Source organism: Frateuria edaphi, assembly GCF_021117405.1.
Taxonomy (GTDB): Bacteria; Pseudomonadota; Gammaproteobacteria; order Xanthomonadales; family Rhodanobacteraceae; genus Frateuria_A; species Frateuria_A edaphi.
Genome location: NZ_CP088251.1, coordinates 294,667 through 319,401, shown reverse-complemented (window position 1 = coordinate 319,401; position 24,735 = coordinate 294,667). Strand labels below are relative to the sequence as shown.

The window sequence follows — 24,735 nt, the reverse complement described above, 5'->3', positions numbered from 1 at the left end:
AACGTCAAAAATCCGAGAACTGCGTCATGGATGTCGAGCAAAGGCAGCACCCAGCGGCCATGCACGGATTGGACGGCCCGGCCACCCTGCAGCAGATGCCCATGCGCATCCAGCGCCTGGTGGCGGCTCTGCATGGGCTCTGCAGCAGGCGCCTGGAGCCCGCGCTGGTCGATGCGCTCGACGCACTCGACGAGAGCCTCTACCAGCAGGCCGAGCGCTCACGCGGCCATCTCGAACAACAGCGCTGCTTCGACAGCCGGGCGATGGTCCGCTGCAATCGTTCGGCGTTCCTGCGTCGGATTGCCGAGCACGTCGCCGGCAGCTTCGCCCGTCTCGGCGAAGCAGACGAAACCGGCGGTACCCCCAACCCCGTGGCCTCGCTGAGCCTGCTCGGGCGCGAGGAACACGAACTCAACGCCGCGCTGGAACAACTGATTTCCCGCGGCGAAGCCCACACCGGCCCGGTGCTGGCCGAACTCTCCTATCGCATGGCCGTATTGGTCGGCGCGCCGCCGCTGGAAGGCCAGGCGCTGCCCACCTCGCCGCCGAATCTGTCGGCCGCGGTGCGCCATGCCATCCCGGCGCTGGACCTGCCGGCGGACCACCAGGTCCTGCTGGTGCAGGCGCTGGAGCGCAAGCTGGCGCCGGTCCTTCCGGCGCTCTATGAAGCCGCCAACGCGCACCTGGTGACGGACGGCATCCTGCCTCACCTGCGCGCCTTCGCCGGTGCGCGACCGGCCAACGCGCCACCGGCGCCGCCATCGATGAAGGCACCGGCATCCACGCTCGAGCCCGCCAGGTCCGCGCCGGCCGCCGGCCACGAACCGATCGCCGTGCTGGAGAACCTGCGCGACCTGCTGTCGCGCCAGCGCGCCAGCGAGGCAAAGGTGGCCACCGGCCACGCCGCCAGTTCGGCGGAGCTGGAGGCGGCGCTCGGCGCCCTGCAGCAGCACCTGGCCCAGGTGACCGACCGCGCCAGTCGCGAATTGCGCAGCGCACAGCGCCTGCGCGAGGAATTGCTGGCCCACCTCAATGCGGGCAAGCCCGCCGGCGCCGCCCGAACCGGCCTGAGCCCCGAGCAGGACGACACGGTGGAGCTGGTCGCGCGGCTGTTCGAGCAGCTTGGCCAGCAGCTTCATCCCGGCCCAGGCGCGACCGCCCTGCTGGGTGACCTGCAGGTGCCGATCCTGCGCGTGGCGATGAGCGATCGCGGCTTCTTCGAGCAGGCCGAGCATCCTGCCCGCCACCTGCTTGGCACCCTGGCCGAAGCGACCAACGACTGGGGCGACGGCAAGGACATCGATCCCGACCTCGCCACACAGCTCAGCCGGCTGGTGGCCCGCGCACAGCGCGAAGCGCCCAGCGCCGGGTTGTACACCAGCCTGCTGGCGGACATCCGCCACCATCTCGCCCAGCTCAGCCGCAAGGCGCAGGTCACCGAACGACGCCAGGTCGAGGCCATGCAGGGTCGCGAGCGCCTGCACCAGGCACGCGAGCGCGCAGCCGAAGTGCTGGCAGCACGCTTTGCCGAAACCACGCCGCGCGGCCTGTTGCGAGCCCTGCTCGACCGTGCCTGGTCCGATGTGTTGGCACTGGCGCTGCTGCGCCACGGGGAAGGCAGCGACGCCTTCAACGAACGGCTGCGTCTGACCGACCAGCTGCTGGGCCGGCTGCCGGTGGAGGACTCGCTTGGGCTGCGCCTGGCAGTGGAAGACCACCTGCAACAGATCGGCATGCAGGCCGAGGAAGCGGAACAGGTAGCTCAGCGGCTGATCGGTGGCGAGGCCGCTCCCGGCAAGTCGTTCGAACCGGCCGGCACCCCTGCTGAGGCTCCGAGCGTCGCGGACATGCCCGCGCTGGCCGCCTATGTGTTGGCCGCCGAGCCGCCCAGCGCGACCGACCTGGCCCTGCGCCTGAAGCAACGCCAGCGGCTGGGCGAACAGCGTGGGCAGGAACCGCGTCCGACGGCCCCGCAAACGCCCGAAGCCCCGCTCGGCCCGCAGGAAGCGCGCATCCACAACCGCCTGCGGCAACTGCCCTTCGGCAGCTGGTTCGAATTCATCGACCCGCAGACCGGCGCCATCGAGCGGCGCAAACTGGCCTGGTTTTCGCCCCTGTCGGGCAACACCCTGTTCGTCAACCGGCGTGGCCAGCGCGCGACCGAGATGAACCTGCGCGAGCTGGCCGCGGCCATCGCCAGCGGCCGGGTGCGTGAACAGGTAACGCCGCGCGACGGGCTGTTCGACCGCGCCTGGCGCGCCCTCACTGGCAGCCTGCAGCGCCCGACCGCACGCGCATGACCGCCCAGGTCATTCCGTTCGAGCAGCGTCGCGCGCCGCGCAAGCGCGCGGCCGCCTCGCCGCTGGTGACCGACACCATCAGCGCGCGGCCGCTGGGTCACCTGTGCAACCTGTCGGCCAGCGGCGTCCTGCTGATCGCTCCCGAACGCCCGCGCAGCGAGGCGGTGTTCCAGGTACGCCTGCCGTTGGCCGATGCACGGCAAGGTCCCGCGGCGATCGAACTCGGTCTCCAGGAGCAATGGCACCAGGCAGCCAACGCCGGCCAGGTGTGGGTCGGCTACCGCATCATCGCCATCGCCCCGGAAGACGCGCTGACGCTGGTGCATTGGCTGCAACGCGCCTGAACCGGTCACCGTGACGCGCCTGCGCCATCGGCATAGACTCGCAGGCATCGTGGTAGAGCAAGGCTTCCCATGGATGTCGAACAACCGGACCCGTCGCGTTCGAGCACAGTCGCCCCACCGGCGCACTGGCCGGCGAAGACGCGCCGTCTGGTCGACGACGTGCGCCAGCTCTGTCGCGAGTGGCTCTCCGAACCGCTGAAGCTGTGTCTGGCGGACTTCGACCGCGCCCTGCACGAGCACGCGGCCAACACCCGCAGCCACATCGAACAGCAGCGCTACCAGGCGACCCGCCAGCGCCTGGTGCAGGAGCGCCAGGCCTTCGAGCAACGGTTCATCGAATGCATCGACCGGGCCTTGCTGGAGCTGGGTGCGCAGCCCGCCGCAACAAGCGCGCCAGCCGCGCGCCTGACCCTGAGCCTGCTCGACCCGATCGAACACGAGATGACCGCGGCACTGGATCAACTGGTCGCCCGCAGTGCGGCACGCGGCGGACCGCTGCTGGTGGAGCTCAGCTACCGCCTGGCGGTATTGATCGGCACTCCGCCGCTGGAAAGCGATGCCATGCCGCTGGGGCCGCAGGCGATCGCCAAGGCATTCCGCGATTCCAGTGCGGCGCTCGGACTGCCAGCCGAGCACCACCTGCTGTTGCTGCAGGCCGTGGAGGGCAAGCTGATCCAGGGCCTGACCCCGCTGCACGAAGTGGTCAACAACCATCTGGCCGCCGCCGGCATCCTGCCGCGGCTGCGACCGTTCCCGCTGCCGCGTTCGCCGCGACCACGCGGCCGGCCACGCCCGCTGCCGGCGGCTCCCGCCGAGGCGCCCGACGCGCCGGCACGCCCCTCCGGCGTGCGTGAACTGCTCACCCGCCAACGCGGCCCGCGCCCGGTATCCGATCATGCTCGCTTCGCCAGTGCTGGCGAGCTGGATGCCGCGCTCGCCGCCTTGTCGCGGCGGCGCGCGGACCCGGACATGCTCCGGCGCGCCCAACGCCTGCGCGAGGCGCTGGTCGACCAGCTCAATGCCGGTCAGCCGCTCGACGCGGTGCCGATCCTCCCCGGCCCGGACGCCGACGACACACTGGAGTTGATCTCGCGGCTGTTCGATGCGCTGCGTCGCCCACTGCCGCCCCCGGCGCTTGCGCACGGCCTGCTCGACCGCGCCCAGTTGCCCATGCTGCGCGCCGCCCTGGCCGACGAGAGCTTTTTCGAGCGTCGCGAACAGCCGGCCCGCCAGTTGCTGGACCAACTCATCGAAGCTGCCCGCGACTGGCTGGAAGGTGGCGACGGCGGCCTGCTCGCTCCAGTGGAACAATTGCTCGAGCGCTTGGACCGCGAGCCTCCGACGCCCGCCCTGCATGCCGAGCTGGCGGCCGAACTGGAACGCCAGGTTGCCCAGCTTCAGCGCAAGGCGCAGGTCACCGAGCGACGTCACGTCGAGGCGATGCAAGGCCGCGAGCGGCTGGAACAGGCTCGCCAGCGCGCCACCGAATTGCTCACCGGCCTGCTCGCCAAGGCGCCGCCGCGCGCCGCGCTGCGCGCACTGCTCGAACACGCCTGGTCGGACGTGCTGGCATTGACCCTGCTGCGCCACGGCGAGCAGAGCGAAACTTTCGCGCGCCGACTGGTGATCACCGACCAGCTGCTGGGCCGGCTGCCGCCCGGCAACCTGGAAACCCTGCAGGCCGAAGTGATCGCCGGACTGCAGCAGATCGGCATGCATGGCGAGGAAGCCACCGAGATTGCCCAACGGCTGATCGGCGCCGGTGCCGTCATGCAGGAAGGCGACGGACCGGGCCTGACCGGATTGGCGATGCGCCTCAAACAGCGCCGTGGGCCCGGCGACTCGCCCGAGGCGACCCCGGCCACGCCGGCAGTACCCTCGGCCGAGGCGCTGCGCCTGCACCAGCGCTTCAGCCGGCATCCCGGCGAGTGGTTCGAGTTCGTCCAGGCCGATGGCGGCCGGGTCCGCCGCAAGCTGGCCTGGTATTCGCCGCGCGCCGCGCGCGGCCTGTTCGTGACGCGCCAGGGGCAGCGCGCCGATGAGATGAGTCTGGCCGATCTCGCCCAGGCGATCGCCGCGGGTAAAGTTCGCGAGGTACCGGCCGTTAACGAGAGCGACCTGGACCGTGCCTTGCGCGCGCTGACCGACAGCCTGCGTCAGGCGACCCCGATACCCGGAGCCCGTTCGTGACGCCCAATCCGCAGGAAAGCCGCCGCGCCCATCGCAAGCCGGTCAACATCGCCGCCGAAGTGATCGATGCGATCAGCGGTCGGCGCATGGGCCAGCTGGGCAACCTGTCGGCCAGCGGCATGCTGCTGATCGGCAGCGAAGCACCGCGAAACGAAGCGATCTACCAGCTACGCCTGCCGCTGCCCGGGCTGGGCGAGACCACGGCGATCGAAGTCGGCGTGCAGGAGCAGTGGCACGAGGAAGCGGCCACGCCCGGGCAGTTCTGGGCCGGCTACCGCATCATCGCCATCGGCGACCAGGAGTCGGCGCAGCTCCAGCGCTGGCTCGACATGCCCGGCTGAGGTTTTTTCCACGGGTGGCCCTCGGCGGCCCACCGCGCGATCATGGGCAGCTCCCCACCGGCGGAACCGCCTCGCGCCCGCCGCCCGACGAAGGACGCCGCATGACCGAGAACCTCGCCCCGCTCTACGCCCAGCATCTGGCCACCCTGCGCGAACGCGCGGACAAGGCACTCGCGCTGGGCGGCTTCGACCGGTTGCTGATCGCCGCGGGCAAACCCCTGAACAAGTTCCTGGACGACCAGGACTTCCCGTTCGTCTCCAATCCCCACTTCCGCCACTGGCTGCCGCTGACCGACGCGCCGGGCAGCTGGATCGTTTACGCCCCCGGCACGAAGCCGAAACTGATATTCGTGCAGCCGCGCGACTACTGGCACGTGGTGCCGGCCGGCCCGAGCGGCTACTGGGTGGAGCATTTCGACATCGACGTCGTGCGCAGCCACGCCGACGCGGTCGCCGCACTGCCGAAGCAGGGCCGCAACGCCGTCATCGGCCCGGCCTGCCCGTCCATCGAAGGCGTGGAAGCGAACAACCCCGAGCCGGTGATGAACTACCTGCATTGGCATCGCAGCTACAAGACACCTTATGAACTCGCATTGATGCGCGAAGCCAGCCGCATCGGCACGCGCGCGCACCGCGCGGCGGAGGCGGCCTTCCGCAGCGGCGAGAGCGAGTTCGGCATCCACATGGCCTACCTCGCCGCCGCGCGGCAGATCGACGCCGAGCTTCCCTACTCCAGCATCGTGGGCTTGAACGAGCATGGGGCGGTGCTGCACTACACTCATTTCGACCGCCAGCCGCCGACCGTGCACCGCTCGTTCCTGATCGACGCGGGTGGAAGCTGCGCCGGCTACGCCAGCGACATCACCCGCACCTACGCCGCGGCCGGCGCGGACGAATTCCAGGCGCTGATCGACAGCATGGACGTGGCCCAGCGCGAGCTGGCCTCGAAGGTGCGCGCGGGGCAGAGTTACCCCGAACTGCACATCCACGCCCACCACCTGGTCGCCGGCGTGTTGCGCGAACACGGCATCATCCGCATGGACGCCGAGGCGGCGGTCGCCAGCGGCGTGACCTCGGCATTCTTCCCGCACGGCCTTGGCCACCCGATCGGACTGGCGGTGCACGACGTGGCCGGCTTCCAGCAGAACGAACGCGGCGGCAGCATCCCGCGGCCGGAGGGACATCCGTTCCTGCGCATGACCCGCGTGCTCGAAGCCGGGATGGTGGTGACCATCGAGCCAGGCCTGTACTTCATCGACATGCTGCTGGACGAATTGCGCGCCAACCCCGCGGCCAAGGATGTGGACTGGGCCCGTGTCGATGCCTTCCGTCCCTATGGCGGCATCCGCATCGAGGACGACGTGGTGTGTACCGACGGCGCGCCGGAGAATCTCACCCGCGACGCCTTCGCCGCCCTCTGACGCGCGCGCCGAGAGCCGACAAGCCGTTCGGGGGCGATGCTCCCGTCCCGGTCCTGGCGGGAGCATCGCTCACACGCGGGCATCTGCTGCGGCGGGCGCGCTAGTGATACCCCTCGCCCGCCAGCACCTTGCCGCGGAACACGCGGTACGAATACACCGTGTAGGCCAGCACCGCCGGGATCAGGAACGCCGCGCCGACCAGCACGAAACCCTGCGAGGAGGGCGGCGACGCGGCCTCCCAGATGCTCATGCTCGGCGGCACGATGTTCGGCCACATGCCGACCACCAGGCCGACGAAGCCCAGCGCGAAGAAGCACAACGCCAGTACGAACGGCTGCACCTCGCGGTTCTTCAGCACCGCGCGCCACAACAGGATCGCATTGAGCACGGTAAGGATCGGCACCGGCGAAAGCCAAAGCATGTGGGCGCCGGTAAACCAGCGCTCCATCAACTGCGAATCGAGGAACGGCAACCACGCGCTCACCATCAGCATGAAGCCGATCACCGCCAGCATCAGCGGCCGGGTGAGGTCGAAGGCGATGCGCTGCAATCGGCCGTCGGTCTTGAGGATCAGCCACGTTGCGCCCAGCAGCGCGTAGCCGAACACCACCGCCACGGCGGTCATCACCGCGAACGGGCTGAACCAGCCGAACGCGCCCTGCACGTACTTGCCGCCAGTCAGCGGCATGCCCTCCACCAGCGCGCCAAGGATCAGTCCCTGCGCCAATGCCGTCAGCACCGAGCCCACGCTGAAGGCCAGACCCCACAGCCAGCGCGAGCGGTGCGCCTTGAAGCGGAACTCGAACGCCACGCCGCGGAAGATCAGCGCGATCAGCATCACCAGGATCGGCAGGTACAGCGCCGAGAGCACTACCGCATAGGCCTTGGGGAAGGTCGCCATCAGGCCCGCACCGCCGAGCACCAGCCAGGTCTCGTTGCCGTCCCATATCGGCGCGGCGGTGTTCATCATGTGGTCGCGCTGGTCCTCGTCGTCGGCAAACGGCAGCAGGATGCCCAGGCCCAGCACGAAGCCATCCAGCAGCACGTACATGATCACGGCGAAGCCGATGATGAAGAACCACACCACCGGTAGCACGGTTGGCCAGTCCATCGTCAGTCTCCCATCGGGTCGTCGGGCGCCGACAGCGGACGCGCTGGCGTGCGGCGGCGGTTGCCGTGCACCGGCGTGACCGGCCGTTCGCGTTGCGGCGCCGGCAGGGGGCCGTCGCGGAACAGTTTGAACAGGTACCAGATACCGGCACCGAAGATGCCGAGGTAGACCACCACGAAGGTGATCAGCGAAGCCAGCACGCTGGAGGCCGGCACGTCCGATGCCGCCTGCGAGGTACGCATCAGTCCCTGCACCACCCATGGCTGGCGGCCCACCTCGGCCACCCACCAACCGGTGAGCAGCGCGATGAAGCCGGAGGGAATCATCACCACCCAGGCCTTCAGGTACCAGCGGTCACGGACCAGGCTGCCGCGTTTCCAGCGCCACAAGCCGAGCAACGCCAGCGCCAGCATCAACAGGCCCAGGCCTACCATGACGCGGAAGGAAAAGAACGGGATCTTCACCGGCGGCCGCTCGTCGCGGGGGAAGTCCTTCAGGCCCTTGACCTCGCCATTCCAGGAATGGGTGAGGATCAGGCTGCCCAGGTGCGGCACTTCCACCGCGTAGTGATTGGTTTCGGCCTGTTCGTCCGGCCAGGCGAACAGCGCCAGTGGCACGCTGCTCGCGGTGTCCCAGCGCGCCTCGATGGCCGCCAGCTTGGCTGGCTGGTACTCGCGCACCTTCAGGCCCGCCATGTCGCCGATGACGATCTGGATCGGGATCACGATGGCGAGGAAGGCCAGCGCCAGCTTGAGCATCGCCCCGGCGCGATCGACAAAACGTCCCTTGAGCAGGTAAACCGCCGAAACGCCGCCGACCACCATCGCCGTCGAGATGAACGCGGCCAGCACCATGTGCGGCAACCGCACCAGGAACGACGGGTTGAAGATCACCCGCCACCAGTCGGCCGGATAGAACACACCGTCGTGAATTTCGTAGCCGGCCGGCGTCTGCATCCAGCTGTTGGCGGACATGATCCAGAACGAGGACAACAGCGTGCCCAGCGAGACCATGCAGGTGGCAAGGAAGTGCATGCGATCGCTGACCTTCTTCCAGCCGAACAGCATCACGCCCAGGAAGGTCGCTTCCAGGAAGAACGCGGTCAACACCTCGTAGTTGAGCAATGGTCCGACCACATTACCGGCGACGATCGAGAAGCCGGCCCAGTTGGTGCCGAACTGGAAGCTCATCACGATGCCCGAGACCACGCCCATGCCGAAGGCGACGGCGAAGATCTTCAGCCAGAAGAAATACAGGTCGCGCCACAGGTCGGTGCGCTTGAACAGCCACACGCCCTCGATGAACGCCAGCCACGCCGCCGTGCCGATGGTGAAGGCGGGGAACAGGATGTGGAAGGACATCACCCACGCGAACTGCAGGCGGGACAGGAACTCCGCGGTCGGCATGCTTCACTCCCGAAGGAAGGGCATCGGCGACTATAGACGTGTATCGCGTGATGGCTGCGGCATCGCGACAGGCTGCCGCGCGGCGTGGCGTCGCAGCGCCGGATTTTCGCGCGCGCGGGCCGCGTGGAACATCCAGCCCCCGAACCGTCACCCGCGTCCTATTGCCGCCCAGCGCGCTTCCCGGGGCGACTGACACACGCCCGATTCAGCGCCCGCCCAGCACTCGCGCCAACTCCTCCGGGTCCCTCGGCACCGCTGCAGTGAGCACCACGTTGCCCTCCGGACTCACCGCGACGTCGTCCTCGATGCGGATGCCGATGCCGCGCCAGCGTTCGGCCACGCCGCGCAGGTCTGGCGGCACGTAAATGCCAGGTTCCACCGTCACCACCATGCCTGGCTCGAGCAGTCGCGCTTCGCCATCGACGCGGTAATCGCCCACGTCATGCACATCCAGCCCGAGCCAGTGCCCGGTCTTGGACGGGAAGAACGTCTTGTACGTCCCGCTTTCGATCGCCGCGTCAGCCGAGCCCTTGAGCAATCCCAACGCACACAAGCCCTCGGCAATCACCCGCACTGCCGCGTGGTGCGCGGCGTCGAACGGGCGACCGGGTTGCACCTCGTCGATCGCCGCCTGCTGCGCGGCGAGCACCACCTCGTACAGGGCGCGCTGCTCGCGCGTCCAACGGCCGTTGACCGGGAAGGTGCGCGTGATGTCCGAGGCGTAGCAGTCCACCTCGGCGCCGGCGTCGATCAGCAGCAGGTCGCCGTCCTTCAGCGGCGCGCGGTTGGCCAGGTAATGCATGGTGCAGGCATTGGCCCCGCCGGCGACGATCGGCGGGAATGCCGGCACCGCGCCGCGGCTGCGCATCACCCGCAGCAGCTCGGCCTCGACCTCGTACTCCAGGCGACCGGGCAACGCGGCGGCCATTGCCGCCACGTGTGCCTCGGCGGCGATGGCCGCGGCCTGGCGCATCAGCTTGAGCTCGCCGCGCGACTTGTAGAGCCGCAGGTCGTGCAGCAGGTGTCCCAGCGCCACGAACTCCTTCGGCACCACGCCACCGCCGCGCAACTGGCGCAGGCGACGCATCCAGGCGAGCAACCGCGCGTCGAAATCCGGTTCGCGCCCGAAATGGCAATACACCCGCGCGCGCCCCTCGATCATGCCGGGCAGGATGTCGTCGATGTCCTCGATCGGGAAGGCGTCGTCCAACCCGAAAGCACTCACAGCGCGCTCGGTGCCGGTCACTTCGCCGTGCCAGCGCTCGTGCGCCGGGTCACGCTCGCGGCAGAACAGCACCGCCTCGCCGTGCGCGCGCCCGGGCAACAACGCCAGCACGGCGTCCGCCTCCGGAAAGCCCGTGAGATAGTGGAAATCCGAATCCTGCCGGTACGGCCAGGCGGCATCGGCATTGCGCATGCGTTCGGGCGCCGCGGCGACCAGCAGCGCGCCATCGGCGCCGGCCATGCGCATGAGCTGGCGCCGCCGGCGCGCGAATTCGGCGATCGCGATGCTCAATGCAGAGTGTCGTTCGCCGGGCGCTGGGCGCTGTGGCATTCGGCGAACAACAGCATCGCGCCCATGCGCACGAATTCGTGCACCTCGATCAGCGCGTCCTCGTCTTCGCTTTCGTCGCCGAAATCGAAGGCGGAACTGGCGATGGTGGTGAGGTCGCGCAGGATTTCCTGTGCCTCGTCCGACAACTGCGCGTGCGCGCCGGCGCCGGCGAGGCCAAAGCCGCCGAGGAAGCCGCGGCACCACTCCACCAGCGCGTCGGCGCGCTCGGTCAGGGGGCGGTCGTCGGCCGGCAACATCGGCTCGAAGCCGAGTTCGGGATCGGCCAGCTCGCCGCGGGACTGGGTCGCCAGCCGCTCGAGCAGGGCCTGGTCGTTCGGGGCCGGCACGACCGCCTCGCCTCCCTCCAATTCCAGCGCCGCCAGCAAGGGTTGCTTGTCCAGCGAGCCACCGCCCGCCAGGTAGCCGCACAACGAGCCGTGCAGTTCGCTGGCGTCCGCGCCGATACGCATCCGCATAAGCGCGGCGTCCAGGTCTTCGTAGGCGAGCATATCGGTGGCAGTCATGGGGGCCCCTCCACGGGAATCGACCACCAAGTCTAAACCGCCCGGGCGCCGCGGGAACGCTCCTGGACGCGGCCCGCGCATACGGCTGCGCTCAAGCGCTTTCCTGCAGCCAAGTGCGGCACCTTTTCCTGCGGCAGGCTTGCTATATTTCACACCATGAGCACGCCCGATCCCGCCCAGCAGGAATTGGCCATCCTGAACCAGCAGCTGGATCGCCTGCTGGACCTCGTGCGCCGACTGCAGGAAGAAAACCGCAGCCTGCGGCACAGCCAGGAACAGCTGGCCAACGAACGGGCGGGCCTGATGGCGCGCAACGACCAGGCGCGCAGCCGCGTCGAGGCGATGATCCAACGGTTGAAAGCCCTCGAGAACAACGGCTGATGAGCAGCACGCCTCCCTCCGCCTCCGAGCCGGTCGCGCTGCGCCTGCTGGACCGCGAATTCCTGATCGCCTGCGCCCCCGAGGAACGCGAGGGCCTGCTCGAAGCGGCCACCTTCCTCGACCGCAAGATGCGCGAATTGCGCGCCAACGCCCGCACGCCCGGCTTCGACCGGCTGGCGGTGCTGGCGGCCATCAGCATCACCCATGAATACCTGGGCCTGCGCAAGCAACACGACGGTGCTGATCGCAGCGTGACTGACGGCCTCGCCGCGCTGCGCCGCAAGCTTGAAGCAGCGCTCGACGCACAAGTAAGATAGACCCCGGCGTTTTCTGCGGTGTGCGCCAGCACACTCTACATTTGCCTTGTTCCTATATACGGCCCCGGGTCGGCTTCACATGGTTGTTGTGCATGTCCGCCGCGTGCGGAAAGCCTTGAAGGCCATGTAGCCCTCCCACCTGATCCAAGTGGATCAAGGTCGTTCGGTGGGCAGCGGCATCGTGGTTGACGCCACCCCTTTTCCCCGCCTGGCCGACGTTGATACAACGCCGGCCGGGCGCGAGCGGCGCCGGTCGCGCCGTCTTCCAAGGAGACGCGCGAACGTGGACGCCACCGCCCAACGCCGCGAACTGCGCCAGCATCTCGCCGCCCGTCGTCGCGCACTGACACCGGCCCAGCGCATCGCCGCCGCACAGGGCCTGCGGCACAGCCTCGAAAAGCTCCCCGAATACCACACCGACGCGCGCGTGGCCGGCTACTGGGCCTGCGACGGCGAGCTGCCGCTCAATCTGGTGATTCCGCCATTGGCCGCGCGCGGCCAGCGCTTCCTGCTGCCCCTGCTGGGCGAGGACCGCGAACTGCGCTTCGCGCCCTGGTCGGCCGGCGAGGACGTGCAGCCCAACCGCTATGGCATCCCCGAACCGGTGGCGCCGCGCGAGTGGTTCGCGCCGTTCCAGCTCGACCTGGTGCTGGTGCCTTTGCTTGGTTTCGATCGTCGCGGCCACCGGCTCGGCTACGGTGGCGGCTGGTACGACCGCAGCTTTGCCTTCCTGAACGACCAGGCGCGCCCCACCGAGCCGTTACTGGTCGGCATCGCCTACGATTTCCAGGAACTGCCCGCGATCGCGTCCGAGCCGTGGGACGTGGCACTGGACTACGTCGCCACCGACCGCGAGCTGATCGATTGCCACCCGGAAGAAGCGCCGTGAGCGCGGCAGTTGCCGCTCCTGTGTCCGTTGCAGCTGTGCGCAACCGCCATGCCCGGCTCAGCGGTTGCGCACCGGATGCGCCTCTACAACGTTGCTGCGTCCGGAGATCCCGATGAGCGAGCGGCCTTACACCCACTGGCTGATGAAGTCCGAGCCGGACACCTTCTCGATCGACGACCTCAAGCAGCGCAAGCGCGAACCGTGGGATGGCGTGCGCAACTACCAGGCGCGCAACTTCATGCGCGACGGCATGCGCAAGGGCGACAAGGTGTTCTTCTACCACTCCAATTGCGCCGAGCCCGGCATCGCCGGAATCGCCGAGGTGGCCAGCGATGCCTATCCTGACCCCAGCCAGTTCGATCCGGCGAGCAAGTACTTCGACGCGGCCAGTTCGCGCGACAATCCGCGATGGATGCTGGTGGACGTGAAATACGTGCGCAAGCTCAAGCGCGTGATCACGCTGGACGAGCTCAAGGCGCAGCCCGCGCTCGTCGACATGGCGCTGGTGCGCAAGGGCAACCGGCTGTCCGTGATGCCGGTGGGCGCGCAGGACTGGGATTTCATCCTGGCGCTCGAATAGCTACCGATCGATGCCTGCTGCTCCAGGCCGGCGCGCACACTCCGAGGAAAACCTTTCATGAGCAACGAAAAGCGTCTGGCTGGCGAGGCTGCCATCCGCTACGTCGAGGATGGCGCCATCGTCGGTGTCGGCACCGGTTCGACCGTGGCCTACTTCATCGACGCGCTGGCCGGCATCAAGCACCGCATCCATGGCGCGGTGTCCAGTTCCGAGCAGTCGACCGCGCAGCTGAAGCGGCACGGCATTCCGGTGCTCGACCTCAACGCCACCGGTCCGCTCTCGCTGTACGTCGACGGAGCCGACGAGTGCGATCCGCACAAGCGGCTGATCAAGGGCGGCGGCGCCGCGCTCACCCGCGAGAAGATCATCGCCGAGGCGAGCGCGCAGTTCGTCTGCATCATCGACGCGAGCAAGCGCGTGGACCTGCTCGGGCGCTTTCCGCTACCGGTCGAGGTCATTCCGATGGCGCGCAGCTTGGTCGGGCGCGAGATCGTCAAGCGCGGCGGCCAGCCGGTATGGCGCGATGGCGTGGTCACCGACAACGGCAACTGGGTGATCGATGTGCACGGTTGGCAGATCACCGATCCGGTGGCGCTGGAGGCCGAACTGAACCAGATTCCGGGCGTGGTGACCGTCGGCCTGTTCGCGCGGCGCGCCGCCGACATCGTGCTGGTGGGCGACAAGGAGATGTAGCTCGAAGCGCGGCGCCCTCCCGTGCAAGGGAGGGCCGGGGCTAGGGCCGAAGCCGGCCCTGCGCAAACGCATCCCCGCTCAGGCCCTCCCGTCGAACGGGAGGACCTTTTTTGTGATCGCTAGGCCGTGCGCACGCCGTTCCTGCCGAAGCGAAGGTGACGGCTGGCCTGCCGAGCCTCCTGCAGGCGGCGCTTGTGCGCGCTCAGCAGGTCGCCACGGGTGATGATGCCGACCATCCGGTGCGGCGCGTCCTTGCTGACCACGATCAACCGACCGACCTGCTCGGCGACCATGTGGTCGGCGGCTTCGCGCAACGAATGATCCTCCTTGACCATCATCGGAGGACGCGTGATGAGGTCGCCCAGCGGCAACGAGTAGGACCACTGCGGATCGAGCAGGCTGCGCCGGGTCAGCACGCCCTGCACCTGGTTGTTTTCGTCGACGACCGGATAGCCTTGGTGCTGCGCCTCGGGCAAGCCCTCGCCCAGCCAGTTGCGCACCTCTCCCAGGGTCTGGGTGGTGCGCAGGGTCACCACGTGGCGCGAGCAGGCATCGCCGGTCGCTACCTGGTCCAGGTAATCGGCCGCGTACTCGGAGGGCACGCGCACGCCACGGCGGGCGATCTTCTCGGTCATGATGGTGTTGCGCATCATCAGCGCCGAGATCAGGTAGGCCGCGGTGCAGCCACCCAACAGCGGCAAAAGGCCGGCCGGCTGGCCGGTGGTCTCGAATGCGAACACCACCGCCGTCAGCAACGCGCGCGAGGCGCCGGCGAAGATCGCCGCCATGCCCACCAGCGCCGCGATGCGCGGATCGATGCCGAACTGCGGCAGCATCGCCGCCAGGCCGAGCCCGATCAGCGCGCCCAGCGCGCCGCCGATGGTGAACAGCGGCGCCAGCGTACCGCCGGAGGTACCACTGCCCAGCGAGATCGACCAGGAGATGAACTTCATCACGCACAGGAAGAACAGCGTGTGCAGGGTGAACTGCCCGCTGACGATGCCCTCGATGTTGGTGTAGCCCACGCCGAGCGTCAGCGGTGCGAAATAGCCGACCACGCCCACCGCGATGCCACCCAGCGCCGGCCACCACATCCAGTGGATCGGCAACCGTTCGAACGCATCCTCGACGCCGTAGACGATCCGGGTGACGCCGACGCTGATCAGGCCCAGCAGCGCGCCCACGCCCACGTAACAGGCCAGCGCGACGGCACCTGGCTCGGCCAGTTCCGGCATGGCGAACACGGGCGCGGTGCCCTGGAAGGCGTAGCGCACCGAGGTGGCGGCCACGGTGGCCAGTGCCACGGGGATGAGCGAACGCGGGCGCAGCTCGAACAGCAGCAGCTCCACCGCCAGCACCACTGCCGCCACCGGCGAGGCGAACACCGCCGCCATGCCCGCGGCCGCACCGGCAGCCAGCAGCACCTTGCGCTCGCCGCCGGTGACCCGCAGGAGCTGTCCGATGAATGAACCCAGCGCGCCGCCGGTGGCGATGATCGGGCCCTCGGCGCCGAACGGTCCACCGGTGCCGATGGCGATCGCCGACGACACCGGCTTGAGGAAGGTGATCCGCGGCGGGATCTTCGACTCGTTGAGCAGGACCTGCTCCATCGCCTCGGGGATACCGTGGCCGCGAATGGCGCGCGAGCCCCAGCGCGCCATGGCGCCGACGATCAGGCCACCGATCACCGGCACCACGATGACCCAGATCCCCAGATGGTTGCCTGCCGGCGAGGAGAAGGCGGTCGAGACACGGCCATAGAACGCCAGGTTCGTGACCAGCCCGATCAGCGAGGTCAACACTTGCGCGATGAGGGCCGCCGCAACGCCCAGCACCACCGATACCGCGGTGATGCGCAATACCCGCCGATCCACCAGCGTGGAGCGGCGCGGCATGCGCGTAGCATCGAGGCTGACACCCAACGCGGGGGAAAGGGGCAAGGCGTCCGTGCTGCCTTCCAGGCGCACGCCCGGCGGCGGCGCCGGCTTCTCGGTGGGGGAAGTCATCGAAGTACCGCAAAGTAAAACGGAGATTTTACGCCTCCTGGTCGAGGAACCGAAGAGCGGCTGCCCCTTGGCGCTTGCGGCCGCGTTCGCGTCGCCGCACTTCGGGAAGCCAGCGGCAGAACCGCATGCCGCTGCGACGCGGTGTCGCAAACCTGCGCGGACGCCCGCGCGGAAAGCGAGTTGCGGCGCGTCGGCGGCTGCCGCTCGGTGGCTTATCAGACCCGGATCGCCACGTGCGCCGAAAAACTTAACGTGACGCTCAGTTTCACCATCTGTCTTCGCGAAAAACTCACTATTGCAAGGTAGAGTGCGATTGCTCAATCAGTGAGCAGTCCAACAAGGGGACATGGCTATGATCAAATTCCTGCCGCGCCGTGCACTTTTCGCCGGCCTGGTCGTCATGGGTCTTTCGGCTTCCGCCACGGCGGCGACGAGCACGGGCCTGGGTCAAGCCTGGCCAAATGCACAGGACGTGAGCGCAAGCACGCACTGGCATGTGTACACGTTCGCCAACAATGGCGTGCAGTACTTCCAGGTGAACGACTTCTACGGCAACCTGCGCGTGGCCTTCGCCAGCGTGAACGGCCAGTTCCTGGTCCTGCCCATGGGTCGCGATGCCCAACGCCTCTCCACCCCGCAGCAGACGGCCTCGACCAGCAGCACGGCCGTGCCGTTGACCTCGTACGCCGAGACGATCTACCAGGGCAGCGACGTCCAGGTGCTGGCAACGCCCATGAGCGATGGCACGACCACGTTTACTGCGGCGCCTTCCACCACCAACGCGACGGTTGCGCCGTGCAATGATCCGGTCGAATGCAGCAGCCATTCGCCGTAAGCCGCGGGCGGTACTGCGACAAAAAAACCGCCCCAAGGGCGGTTTTTTTCTTCTGGACGACCGCGGGAAAGCCGCGCTCTCCCGCGGATGGGGTCAGGCGATCTCGGGATCGAACAACATCAGGCTGATCCGGTTGCCGGTGCCGTGGGCGCGCACATGCACCTTGCCCTCGAAGATGCCGGCGCGATCCTTCAGCGCCCCCAGGCCCATGCCGCTCCCACCGAGCGCCGACTGGATGTCGTCCCAACGCACGCGGGCCAGCCGCTCGTAGTCCACGTCGCTGTCGACGCATAGCACCGCCCAGCGACGACCGCCGGAGAGGCCGCCGCGCAGGCGCAGGCGGACCTTGCTGACGTTGCGCTTGGCACAGGCCACCGCGATGGCTTCCGACGCCAGCCGGTACAGGGCCATGTGGACGCTGGTGGACAGCTGTTCGACGTCGCCCTGGATGTCGCACCAGTAGACGATGCCGCCCTCGTCGAGCGCACGGGGAATCGACCCCTCGCGCAACGCTGCCGGCAGTCCGCGGTCCCGCCAGGAAAGCGGATACAGCGAATCGGCCAGGCGATAAATCTGATGCTGCGCCACTGCCGCCTGGCGGTAGTAGGTGCGCTCGTCAGTCCCCGGCAGCAGGCAGCGCAACCGGCCGAGCAACTGGGTATAGGACGCCTGGATCGCGCCGCTCATCTGCTCCAGCGCATAGGAGGTTTGCCGCAACTGCAGTTCGCCCAGGTAGACGTTCCGCTGCGCCATGGCCAGGGCCAGGCGCGAATCCGTACGCTCCCGCTCCTCCCGCTGGTGCAGCACCGCGATCCGCGCGCCGAGCATCAACATGGTGGTGATCGTGAAGGCGATGAATGCCTGGGCCTGGACGGTTTCGTGGTCGCGCACCACCGGCATGGTCAGGATGACCGCAATGCTTGCCGCCGTGCCACCCACCGCGGCCCCACGCCAGCCGTGGCGCAACGACAGCCAGGCGACAGGCAGGAACATCGCCATCCGTGCAGCCTGGCTCGCGTCACCAGCCACGCCCGAAGCCAGCCAGACCAGCAATGCAAGGGCCGGCAGCAACAGCGAAACGGTTTCAAGTACCAGGCGGCTTTCGGAAATACCCGCCAGGATCTGGCGGAGCGGCCGGGTGGTCAGCTCTTCGCGCACCGCCAGGGCCAGCGGCACGATGGTCAGGATGCCGATGTACGACCCCAGGAAATACCATCCGGCCGCCGTACGGAAGTCGTACTGCGGCTTGACCGTGGCCACGAGCAGTGCCGAGGTGTCGGCAACCGTCCAGACGACCGAAACCAGCAACGAGCAAAGCAGCAGGACGTTGATGCTGGTGATCGAGCGCGACGGGAACAGGCGCCGCTGTTCCCTGCAGAAACGGACGATCGGCATGGCCAGGCCGATCGGCGGCACGAGCATGATTGCCGACCACATCCAGCCGTACTGGCCCAGGCAACTGAAGCTGATGTAGCTGAGCGGGAGCAACTCTCCGAGCAGCAGTGCCGGCCAGTAGCGATAGGGCATCAACATGAGCGCGCACAGACGCAAGCCTGCGAACAGCACCCAATGGGAGAAGGAAATCTCGCGGAGCAGGAGGTAGCTCACCGCATAGCCGGCCGTGACCGCCAGCTGTCGAAACCAGATGTTGTCCCAGATCCTTGTCAGCATCGTCCTTCCCCCTTGGCGTGGCTGGCCTGAATCGCCCCAATCCAGCGACCGGTCCACGTCGTCATGTTATTCCGCCCATACAACAATCTATCGCGTGAAAACCGAGTGAAACCAATAACCTATCAAGCCATCGCCGACGACACTCATCGTAGCGCAAGCCGGCCCTGTGCGACGTTCGGCGACCCTGTTTCGCTGTGCCGTGCGTCGCAGGATTCGTATCCGGACACCTGCCATCGAAAATAAGCGCGCCGGCTTTCCGCCGTCGCCACATCACATGCAAAAAAGAGGCCCGCCAATGGCGGGCCTCTTTTGTTTGGCTGGGAGACTAGGATTCGAACCTAGATAAACGGAGTCAGAGTCCGTTGTCCTACCGTTAGACGATCTCCCAAAACCCTTGGGAACGATGCGCTCTGACCCGATGCATCGCCCCTCGAAGCGGATTTTAACGCTTCGAGAACTGGGTAGCGCGGCGGGCCTTGTGCAGACCGACCTTCTTGCGCTCGACCTCGCGGGCATCGCGGGTCACGAAACCGGCCTTGCGCAGCGCCGACTTCAGGGATTCATCGTATTCGATCAGCGCGCGGGCGATGCCCAGGCGGATCGCGCCGGCCTGGCCCGTGATGCCGCCACCGGCAACCGTGACCTTGATGTCGAACTTGTCGGCGCTCTGGGTCAGCTCGAGCGGCTGGCGCACGATCATGCGCGAGGTCTCGCGACCGAAGAACTGGTCGAGCGTCTTGCCGTTGACTTCGATCGCGCCATTGCCCTTGCGCAGGAACACGCGGGCGGCGGAGGTCTTGCGGCGGCCGGTGCCGTAATTCTGCTGGATAGCCATGGGTTTCCTTAGATCTCCAGCGCCTGCGGCTGCTGGGCGGTATGCGGATGTTCGGCGCCGCCGTACACCTTGAGCTTGCGGTACATCGCGCGGCCCAGCGGGTTCTTCGGCAGCATGCCCTTGACGGCGATCTCGATCACCCGCTCCGGATGCGTGGCCAGCAGGTCCTTCAAGGACATCGTCTTGAGGTTGCCGACATAGCCGGTGAAGCGGTGGTACATCTTGTCGTCCAGCTTGGCGCCGGTGACCGCGACCTTCTCGGCGTTGACCACGACGATGTAGTCGCCGGTGTCGACGTGCGGAGTGAATTCCGGCTTGTGCTTGCCGCGCAGGCGGCGGGCGATCTCGGTGGACAGACGGCCGAGCGTCTTGCCCGTCGCATCGACCACGTACCAGTCGCGCTTGACGCTTTCCGGCTTGGCGCTGAACGTTTTCATTTCAAGAATACCTGTCTGCCGCCATGAGGGCGGTTAGCGGAATCGGTGGAACAAAGGCGCGAGATGATAGCGGAGCCGTCATCGATCGCGCAAGCCTGCCGGTCGGCCGACTGTGAGCTGCCAATGATAGCATGCCGACCATGCCCCAGAACAAGTCCCAGCACATCGCCGCGCTGGCCGACCAGTGCGTGCAGTGCGGCCTGTGCCTGCCGGTGTGCCCGACCTATGCGCTGGACGGCAACGAGGCCGAGTCGCCACGCGGGCGCATCGCGATTGCCGCGGCGCTGGCCAAGGGGTTGGCGCCGGTCACCGACGAAGTACGCGAGCCGCTGGACCACTGCCTGGGTTGCCTGAGCTGCGAACGGGTGTGCCCCGCCCAGGTGCGTTTCGGCGAGCTGCTGATGGAAACCCGTGGCCTGCTCGGTCCCGCACCGCAACGTCCGCGCGTGCTGCTCGCGCTGGCCAGGCAACCCGCCCTGTTGCGCCTGACCCGGCTCGTCGGATTGCACCGCTGGCATGCCGGCCTCGCTCGCTGGCTGCCGCTGCCCTCCCGCTGGCGTACCGCCCTGGCGCTTGCGGCCTCGACGTCGGCTCCGCAACTGGCGCCATCGCTTGCAGATGCGCCGCGCGCTCGGACGCTGGCGCGCGTGGCGCTCTTCCCGGGCTGCGTGGCCAGCGTGGAAGACGCGGCGGCGCAACAGGCGGCCATCGCCCTGCTCGAGGCGGTCGGTCACCCGGTCATCCGCCTGCCGGGCCTCTGTTGTGGCGCGCTGGACGCCCACGGCGGTGACACGCAGGCGGCCGCGCGCGCGGCCCGGCGTGTACGCGATGCCTGGCAGGCCAGCGGCGCGTCCGTGCTGGTGACGGTTACCCCCGGCTGCATCGGCCAACTGCGCAATGCCCTGCCCGACGCTAGGGTGGACGATCCCTACGCGTTGCTGGCCGCCCAGGCCGAACATCTGCAGTTCCGGCCGCTCCCACGGCGCGTGGCGCTCCATCTGCCCTGCACGCAACTGAATGTCGCGCGCAGCGGCGAAGCCTTGCAGGCGCTGCTGGGGCGCGTGCCGACGCTGGAGGTCATGCCGCTGCCGGCACGCTGCTGCGGGGCGGCCGGCAGCCACCTGCTGGAATTCCCCGAACGCGCGGCAGCCTTGCGTGCACCGACGCTCGAGGCCGCCGGCGCGGTGGCGCCGCAAGCGTTGCTGTCGTCCAATATCGGATGCCGGCTGCATCTGGCCGCGGGCCTTGCCGAACAAGGCTCGACCGTACCGACCCTGCATCCACTGGTGCTGCTGGCGCAGCAACTTGCAACGGGACAACACTCATGAACGCCCGCACGCTCTCCCCTTTCGACCGCCTGCTGACCGGCATCGAGCGCGCCCTGGAAACCGTCGCCGGGGCGCCGGAACCGGCTCGCCCGTCACCGGCCGAAGACATGGAAGACGCCCCGCTCGACGAACAGGAGCGCCGCCACGCCGCCGGCCTGATGCGCATCAACCACACCGGCGAGGTCTGCGCGCAGGCGCTGTACGACGGCCAGGCCGCGCTCGCGCGCGACGACGACACCCGCCGCCATCTGCAACACGCGGCCGACGAGGAGACCGACCATCTGGCCTGGTGCGCGCAACGGCTGCGCGAACTGGACAGCCGTCCCAGCCTGCTCAACCCGTTGTGGTACGCCGGCAGCTACGCGATCGGCGCCGCCGCCGCGCTGGTCGGCGACAAGGTCAGCTTGGGCTTCGTGGTGGAAACCGAGCGTCAGGTGGAGGCGCACCTGGAAGACCACCTCCAGCGCCTGCCGCCACAGGACGAACGCTCGCGCGCAGTGCTCGCGCAGATGCAGGCCGACGAGGTGCGCCATGCCGATAACGCCAAGGCGCGCGGCGGCATTGACCTGCCCTTCCCGATCCCCGGCCTGATGCACCTGAGTTCACTGGTGATGAAGGGCGTCGCCTACCGCATCTGACGGCACTGCTTCCATGCGGGACCGCTTGCGGGGCGTGGTCCTGGCTCCCAAGCGGGCTTGGCGAGCCGCGCAACGAAAAACCCCGCCTCGCGGCGGGGTCTCGATCACATCAGGTTGCGGCCGTGGAACAGTTCCTCGATCTCGCGCTTGAGCAGCGACTCGATCCTCTGGCGCTCCTTGAACGACAGGTCGTCCGCGTGTGCCTCGAACAGGTAGGTGTCCAGGTCGAAGTCCTTGATGTGCATCTTCGTGTGGAAGATGTTTTCCTGGTACACGTTGACGTCGAACATCTCGTACTTCTGGCGGATGTGGCGCGCCAGGTAGTCCTGCACCGAATTGATCTTGTGGTCGATGAAGTGCTTCTTGCCCTTCACGTCGCGGGTGAAGCCGCGCACGCGGTAGTCGCACACCACGATGTCCGACTCGAAGCTGTCGATCAGGTAGTTCAGAGCCTTCAGCGGCGAGATCACGCCGCAGGTGGCGACATCGATGTCCGCGCGAAAAGTCGCGATGCCGTTGTGCGGGTGCGTTTCCGGATAGGTGTGGACGGTGATGTGGCTCTTGTCCATGTGCGCGACGACGGCACCGGAGATGGTGTCGCGGCCAAGCTTCTCCACCACCGGCTCCTCGGAGATGAGGATGGTGACCGAAGCGCCCTGCGGGTCGTAGTCCTGACGCGCAATGTTGAGGATGTTCGCGCCGATGATCTCCGCCACGTCGGTGAGGATCTGGGTCAGGCGATCGGCATCGTACTGTTCGTCGATGTACTCGATATAGCGCTGGCGCTGGTCTTCGGACACCGCATAGCAGATGTCGTAGATGTTGAAGCTCAGGGCCTTGGTCAGGTTGTTGAAGCCCTGCAGGCGCAGGCGCGGGAGCGGTTTCACCACGGCGACTCTCCATGGCCGGAATGCGGCCAGCAGATGAGGCGGGTTAGCAGCTTAAGGGTCCCCGCGAAAAGAAAAAGGCGCGCCAGGACCCTCATCCTGCGCGACCTGTATTCCGGCCCGACATGCAGCTTGGCCGAAAGACTGCGAAGTATGCGGCAAAACGCCGGAAAACAGAACTCACGGGCGCAAGCCGCATCATCTCTTGATCAGGCGAGACGCGTGATGCATGGTAACGGCATCGCGGCAGCGCCGTGGCTCAACAGCGGATACTCTCGTGGCACAACTCAAGTACCAACTCCAGCAGGCTTTCGAACGGTCCCAGGCGCCGCTGAGCTTTGCGCCGGACCCGGCATCGATGGAGCGCTTCCTGGCGCTGTGCCACCGCCGGCGCTATCCCGGCAAGACCGCGATCATCCGCCCGGGCGACCCGGCCAACACGCTCTACTACATCATCGAAGGCTCGCTCGCGGTCTGCACCGAAGACGAGCAGGGCCGCGAACTGATCCTGGCCTATCTCAACCGCGGCCAGTTCATCGGCGAGATGGGCCTGTTCGTCGAGCAGGCGCAGCGCGAGTCGATCGTGCGCAGCCGCACGCCGTGCGAGATGGCCGAGATCAGCTACGAGCGCCTGTTCCAGCTGATGGAAGGCCCGCTGCGCGAGGAATGCCCGAAGATCCTATTCGCGATCGGCTCGCAACTGACCAACCGTTTGCTGCGCACTTCGCGCCAGGTCAGCCGCATGGCCTTCATGGACGTCACCAACCGCATCTCGCGCACGCTGCTGGACCTGTGCCAGGAGCCCGACGCCATGACCCATCCTGACGGCACGCAGATCCGCATCTCGCGCCAGGAAGTCAGCCGCATCGTGGGCTGCTCGCGCGAGATGGTCGGTCGCGTGCTCAAGCAGCTTGAAGAACAGGGCATGATCAACGTGTCCGGCAAGACGATCGTGGTCAAGGGCACGCGCTGATCTTCGCCCTCGCCGCTTCGCGGCAAGGCCACCACGGCCGCGGCGTCATCAGGATTCCCGCGGCGACGTTTCCGGCCGATAGATCATGTAGACATCCGCGCGCTCGTAATGCGAGCCGGGACGTACCGACGGCTGCATCACGAATCCGGCCTTCTCGTACATCCGCAACGCGGTCTGCAGGCGGCTGTTGGACTCCAGGAACAGCGTCTGCCCGCCGCGGCGGTGGAACTCGGCGATGCAGGCCCCGAGCAGTCGCTTGCCCGCTCCCAGGCCACGGAATGTCTCGTCCACGCCCATCTTGGTCAGCTCGAACACCCCGGGCGATTCCTGCAACAGCGCACAGGTGCCGATGACCTCCTCGTCCAGTCGCGCGAAAAAGATCGCGCCGCCCGGCTGCAGGATGTAGCGCTCCGGGTCGCTCAGCACCGCGCGATCGATCTCCTCGATACGGAAGTGGCGTTCCAGCCATTGCGCGTTCAACCGGTAGAAGTGTTCGCGCAACGCCGGCTCATACGGCACGATCCGCAACGGCGTCGCCTTGATGGCTTCATGCTCGGCGAGAATGGCGGCGGCGACGGGACGTTCCTGCAGGGACCGCTCGCACGCCGCGATGGCGTCCAGCAGCTGGGCGGCGTGCGCTTCCAGCGAGCTGCTCACTCCACGCTGCACGGCACACCAGATCGGACCCAGCCCGGCGAGTGCCGCATGCGCCTTGTCGGTGAGCGTCAGCACGCTGCGCCGTCCGTCCGCGGGGTCGCGTCGGCGCCGGACCATCCCGGCGCGCACCAGCTTGTCGGTGAGCTGGCTCACCGCCGAATGGGTCTGGCCGATGGCGTGTGCCACGTCCGTCACCGTGTTCGGGCCGGCATCCCATAGATAGCGCAGTACCGGCAGCCAGCGCGATTCGATGGGCGCACCGAGCGTCCGGTAGACCTCATCCGCGGCGCCGTAGAAGTGATCGCTGAGTGCCTTCAGCCGGCTGCCGAGCGCCAGCTTGCCAAGGGATGCCAGATACATGCGACTGCCCACCAGACCAATACGTAAGCACTAACGTATTTAATGCGCCGATGCCT

General features: G+C 67.7%; 24 protein-coding genes, 1 tRNA gene and 1 other RNA gene. 15 read left to right on the top strand and 11 right to left on the bottom strand.

Annotated features, from left to right (window positions below; all coding sequences use genetic code 11):
• Positions 1 to 59: 59 nt before the first annotated feature.
• The 5 genes from LQ772_RS01445 to pepQ all read left to right on the top strand — a co-directional run bounded on the left by LQ772_RS01445 (position 60) and on the right by pepQ (position 6,596).
• Positions 60 to 2,300, top strand: coding sequence for a DUF1631 family protein (locus LQ772_RS01445; protein ID WP_231323330.1), 2,241 nt, complete (start codon positions 60 to 62; stop codon positions 2,298 to 2,300).
• The gene (locus tag LQ772_RS01440; protein WP_231323329.1) at positions 2,297 to 2,644 is read left to right on the top strand and encodes a PilZ domain-containing protein; all 348 of its coding nucleotides are present in this window, start codon (positions 2,297 to 2,299) and stop codon (positions 2,642 to 2,644) included. Before LQ772_RS01445 ends, LQ772_RS01440 begins: the two co-directional genes overlap by 4 nt.
• A gap of 69 nt (positions 2,645 to 2,713) precedes the next feature.
• Positions 2,714 to 4,834, top strand: a complete 2,121-nt coding sequence (locus LQ772_RS01435; RefSeq protein WP_231323327.1) for a DUF1631 family protein — start codon at positions 2,714 to 2,716, stop codon at positions 4,832 to 4,834.
• Positions 4,831 to 5,175, top strand: a complete 345-nt coding sequence (locus tag LQ772_RS01430; RefSeq protein WP_231323325.1) for a PilZ domain-containing protein — start codon at positions 4,831 to 4,833, stop codon at positions 5,173 to 5,175. The genes LQ772_RS01435 and LQ772_RS01430 overlap by 4 nt, the downstream gene beginning before the upstream one ends.
• A gap of 101 nt (positions 5,176 to 5,276) precedes the next feature.
• On the top strand, positions 5,277 to 6,596 hold the full coding sequence (gene pepQ, locus LQ772_RS01425; protein WP_231323324.1) for a Xaa-Pro dipeptidase: 1,320 nt from the start codon (positions 5,277 to 5,279) through the stop codon (positions 6,594 to 6,596).
• A gap of 100 nt (positions 6,597 to 6,696) precedes the next feature.
• Here pepQ and cydB read toward each other — a convergent pair whose 3' ends face one another.
• From cydB to LQ772_RS01405, 4 genes are all read right to left on the bottom strand, one after another.
• On the bottom strand, positions 6,697 to 7,707 hold the full coding sequence (cydB, locus tag LQ772_RS01420) for a cytochrome d ubiquinol oxidase subunit II (protein WP_231323322.1): 1,011 nt from the start codon (positions 7,705 to 7,707) through the stop codon (positions 6,697 to 6,699).
• A 2-nt stretch (positions 7,708 to 7,709) separates the two neighbouring features.
• On the bottom strand, positions 7,710 to 9,113 hold the full coding sequence (locus tag LQ772_RS01415) for a cytochrome ubiquinol oxidase subunit I (protein WP_231323320.1): 1,404 nt from the start codon (positions 9,111 to 9,113) through the stop codon (positions 7,710 to 7,712).
• Positions 9,114 to 9,318: 205 nt separating this feature from the next.
• Complete coding sequence (locus tag LQ772_RS01410; protein WP_231323318.1) at positions 9,319 to 10,668, bottom strand: aminopeptidase P N-terminal domain-containing protein; 1,350 nt, start codon at positions 10,666 to 10,668, stop codon at positions 9,319 to 9,321.
• Positions 10,626 to 11,192 (bottom strand): UPF0149 family protein, encoded by a 567-nt coding sequence (locus LQ772_RS01405; RefSeq protein ID WP_231323317.1) that lies wholly within the window; start codon positions 11,190 to 11,192, stop codon positions 10,626 to 10,628. Before LQ772_RS01405 ends, LQ772_RS01410 begins: the two co-directional genes overlap by 43 nt.
• Positions 11,193 to 11,348: 156 nt before the next feature.
• Between LQ772_RS01405 and LQ772_RS01400 the strand changes: the two genes are divergently transcribed.
• The 6 genes from LQ772_RS01400 to rpiA all read left to right on the top strand — a co-directional run bounded on the left by LQ772_RS01400 (position 11,349) and on the right by rpiA (position 14,052).
• On the top strand, positions 11,349 to 11,573 hold the full coding sequence (locus LQ772_RS01400) for a TIGR02449 family protein (RefSeq protein WP_231323315.1): 225 nt from the start codon (positions 11,349 to 11,351) through the stop codon (positions 11,571 to 11,573).
• Complete coding sequence (locus tag LQ772_RS01395; protein ID WP_231323313.1) at positions 11,573 to 11,890, top strand: cell division protein ZapA; 318 nt, start codon at positions 11,573 to 11,575, stop codon at positions 11,888 to 11,890. Before LQ772_RS01400 ends, LQ772_RS01395 begins: the two co-directional genes overlap by 1 nt.
• A 7-nt stretch (positions 11,891 to 11,897) precedes the next feature.
• Positions 11,898 to 12,082: non-coding RNA, 6S RNA (ssrS, locus tag LQ772_RS01390), on the top strand.
• A 91-nt stretch (positions 12,083 to 12,173) separates the two neighbouring features.
• A complete protein-coding gene (locus LQ772_RS01385; RefSeq protein WP_231323311.1) occupies positions 12,174 to 12,779 on the top strand; it encodes a 5-formyltetrahydrofolate cyclo-ligase in 606 nt (201 codons plus the stop codon).
• 112 nt (positions 12,780 to 12,891) lie between these two features.
• Positions 12,892 to 13,359, top strand: a complete 468-nt coding sequence (locus tag LQ772_RS01380) for an EVE domain-containing protein (RefSeq protein WP_231323309.1) — start codon at positions 12,892 to 12,894, stop codon at positions 13,357 to 13,359.
• Positions 13,360 to 13,416: 57 nt separating this feature from the next.
• Entirely contained in the window at positions 13,417 to 14,052 is a 636-nt protein-coding gene (rpiA, locus tag LQ772_RS01375) for a ribose-5-phosphate isomerase RpiA (RefSeq protein ID WP_231323307.1), read from the top strand.
• Positions 14,053 to 14,171: 119 nt separating this feature from the next.
• Here the strand turns inward: rpiA and LQ772_RS01370 are convergent, their stop codons facing one another.
• Positions 14,172 to 16,058 carry a chloride channel protein gene (locus LQ772_RS01370; RefSeq protein ID WP_231323305.1) on the bottom strand — a complete coding sequence of 629 codons (1,887 nt, stop codon included), beginning with the start codon at positions 16,056 to 16,058 and terminating at the stop codon, positions 14,172 to 14,174.
• Between the two features lie 346 nt (positions 16,059 to 16,404).
• Here LQ772_RS01370 and LQ772_RS01365 point away from each other — a divergent pair, with 346 nt between their 5' ends.
• Complete coding sequence (locus LQ772_RS01365) at positions 16,405 to 16,893, top strand: hypothetical protein (RefSeq protein WP_231323303.1); 489 nt, start codon at positions 16,405 to 16,407, stop codon at positions 16,891 to 16,893.
• 93 nt (positions 16,894 to 16,986) lie between these two features.
• Here the strand turns inward: LQ772_RS01365 and LQ772_RS01360 are convergent, their stop codons facing one another.
• From LQ772_RS01360 to rplM, 4 genes are all read right to left on the bottom strand, one after another.
• Positions 16,987 to 18,564 (bottom strand): MASE1 domain-containing protein, encoded by a 1,578-nt coding sequence (locus tag LQ772_RS01360; protein ID WP_231323301.1) that lies wholly within the window; start codon positions 18,562 to 18,564, stop codon positions 16,987 to 16,989.
• Between the two features lie 314 nt (positions 18,565 to 18,878).
• Positions 18,879 to 18,952: transfer RNA gene (locus tag LQ772_RS01355), tRNA-Gln, on the bottom strand.
• A 54-nt stretch (positions 18,953 to 19,006) separates the two neighbouring features.
• Positions 19,007 to 19,399: a 30S ribosomal protein S9 gene (rpsI, locus tag LQ772_RS01350; protein ID WP_231323299.1), complete on the bottom strand. Its 393-nt coding sequence runs from the start codon at positions 19,397 to 19,399 to the stop codon at positions 19,007 to 19,009.
• Positions 19,400 to 19,407: 8 nt separating this feature from the next.
• Entirely contained in the window at positions 19,408 to 19,836 is a 429-nt protein-coding gene (gene rplM, locus LQ772_RS01345) for a 50S ribosomal protein L13 (RefSeq protein WP_231323297.1), read from the bottom strand.
• Between the two features lie 140 nt (positions 19,837 to 19,976).
• Here rplM and LQ772_RS01340 point away from each other — a divergent pair, with 140 nt between their 5' ends.
• Both LQ772_RS01340 and coq7 read left to right on the top strand, forming a co-directional pair.
• Entirely contained in the window at positions 19,977 to 21,164 is a 1,188-nt protein-coding gene (locus LQ772_RS01340; RefSeq protein ID WP_231323295.1) for a (Fe-S)-binding protein, read from the top strand.
• Positions 21,161 to 21,802 (top strand): 2-polyprenyl-3-methyl-6-methoxy-1,4-benzoquinone monooxygenase, encoded by a 642-nt coding sequence (gene coq7, locus LQ772_RS01335; RefSeq protein ID WP_231323293.1) that lies wholly within the window; start codon positions 21,161 to 21,163, stop codon positions 21,800 to 21,802. Before LQ772_RS01340 ends, coq7 begins: the two co-directional genes overlap by 4 nt.
• Positions 21,803 to 21,906: 104 nt before the next feature.
• Here the strand turns inward: coq7 and speD are convergent, their stop codons facing one another.
• Positions 21,907 to 22,692, bottom strand: coding sequence for an adenosylmethionine decarboxylase (speD, locus tag LQ772_RS01330; protein ID WP_091334588.1), 786 nt, complete (start codon positions 22,690 to 22,692; stop codon positions 21,907 to 21,909).
• 226 nt (positions 22,693 to 22,918) lie between these two features.
• Here speD and crp point away from each other — a divergent pair, with 226 nt between their 5' ends.
• Positions 22,919 to 23,662 carry a cAMP-activated global transcriptional regulator CRP gene (crp, locus tag LQ772_RS01325; RefSeq protein WP_425600818.1) on the top strand — a complete coding sequence of 248 codons (744 nt, stop codon included), beginning with the start codon at positions 22,919 to 22,921 and terminating at the stop codon, positions 23,660 to 23,662.
• 48 nt (positions 23,663 to 23,710) lie between these two features.
• Here crp and LQ772_RS01320 read toward each other — a convergent pair whose 3' ends face one another.
• Positions 23,711 to 24,679 (bottom strand): bifunctional helix-turn-helix transcriptional regulator/GNAT family N-acetyltransferase, encoded by a 969-nt coding sequence (locus LQ772_RS01320; RefSeq protein WP_231323289.1) that lies wholly within the window; start codon positions 24,677 to 24,679, stop codon positions 23,711 to 23,713.
• Positions 24,680 to 24,735: the final 56 nt, after the last annotated feature.

Excerpts from the sequence above, each read along its gene's own strand:
- LQ772_RS01445 (WP_231323330.1), top strand. The coding sequence starts at position 60 with ATGCACGGATTGGACGGCCCGGCCACCCTGCAGCAGATGCCCATGCGC.
- LQ772_RS01440 (WP_231323329.1), top strand. The coding sequence starts at position 2,297 with ATGACCGCCCAGGTCATTCCGTTCGAGCAGCGTCGCGCGCCGCGCAAG.
- LQ772_RS01435 (WP_231323327.1), top strand. The coding sequence starts at position 2,714 with ATGGATGTCGAACAACCGGACCCGTCGCGTTCGAGCACAGTCGCCCCA.
- pepQ (WP_231323324.1), top strand. The coding sequence starts at position 5,277 with ATGACCGAGAACCTCGCCCCGCTCTACGCCCAGCATCTGGCCACCCTG.
- cydB (WP_231323322.1), bottom strand. The coding sequence starts at position 7,707 with ATGGACTGGCCAACCGTGCTACCGGTGGTGTGGTTCTTCATCATCGGC.
- LQ772_RS01415 (WP_231323320.1), bottom strand. The coding sequence starts at position 9,113 with ATGCCGACCGCGGAGTTCCTGTCCCGCCTGCAGTTCGCGTGGGTGATG.
- LQ772_RS01410 (WP_231323318.1), bottom strand. The coding sequence starts at position 10,668 with ATGCCACAGCGCCCAGCGCCCGGCGAACGACACTCTGCATTGAGCATC.
- LQ772_RS01405 (WP_231323317.1), bottom strand. The coding sequence starts at position 11,192 with ATGACTGCCACCGATATGCTCGCCTACGAAGACCTGGACGCCGCGCTT.
- LQ772_RS01400 (WP_231323315.1), top strand. The coding sequence starts at position 11,349 with ATGAGCACGCCCGATCCCGCCCAGCAGGAATTGGCCATCCTGAACCAG.
- LQ772_RS01395 (WP_231323313.1), top strand. The coding sequence starts at position 11,573 with ATGAGCAGCACGCCTCCCTCCGCCTCCGAGCCGGTCGCGCTGCGCCTG.
- LQ772_RS01380 (WP_231323309.1), top strand. The coding sequence starts at position 12,892 with ATGAGCGAGCGGCCTTACACCCACTGGCTGATGAAGTCCGAGCCGGAC.
- rpiA (WP_231323307.1), top strand. The coding sequence starts at position 13,417 with ATGAGCAACGAAAAGCGTCTGGCTGGCGAGGCTGCCATCCGCTACGTC.
- LQ772_RS01370 (WP_231323305.1), bottom strand. The coding sequence starts at position 16,058 with ATGACTTCCCCCACCGAGAAGCCGGCGCCGCCGCCGGGCGTGCGCCTG.
- LQ772_RS01365 (WP_231323303.1), top strand. The coding sequence starts at position 16,405 with ATGGCTATGATCAAATTCCTGCCGCGCCGTGCACTTTTCGCCGGCCTG.
- LQ772_RS01360 (WP_231323301.1), bottom strand. The coding sequence starts at position 18,564 with ATGCTGACAAGGATCTGGGACAACATCTGGTTTCGACAGCTGGCGGTC.
- rpsI (WP_231323299.1), bottom strand. The coding sequence starts at position 19,399 with ATGGCTATCCAGCAGAATTACGGCACCGGCCGCCGCAAGACCTCCGCC.
- rplM (WP_231323297.1), bottom strand. The coding sequence starts at position 19,836 with ATGAAAACGTTCAGCGCCAAGCCGGAAAGCGTCAAGCGCGACTGGTAC.
- LQ772_RS01340 (WP_231323295.1), top strand. The coding sequence starts at position 19,977 with ATGCCCCAGAACAAGTCCCAGCACATCGCCGCGCTGGCCGACCAGTGC.
- coq7 (WP_231323293.1), top strand. The coding sequence starts at position 21,161 with ATGAACGCCCGCACGCTCTCCCCTTTCGACCGCCTGCTGACCGGCATC.
- crp (WP_425600818.1), top strand. The coding sequence starts at position 22,919 with ATGGTAACGGCATCGCGGCAGCGCCGTGGCTCAACAGCGGATACTCTC.
- LQ772_RS01320 (WP_231323289.1), bottom strand. The coding sequence starts at position 24,679 with ATGTATCTGGCATCCCTTGGCAAGCTGGCGCTCGGCAGCCGGCTGAAG.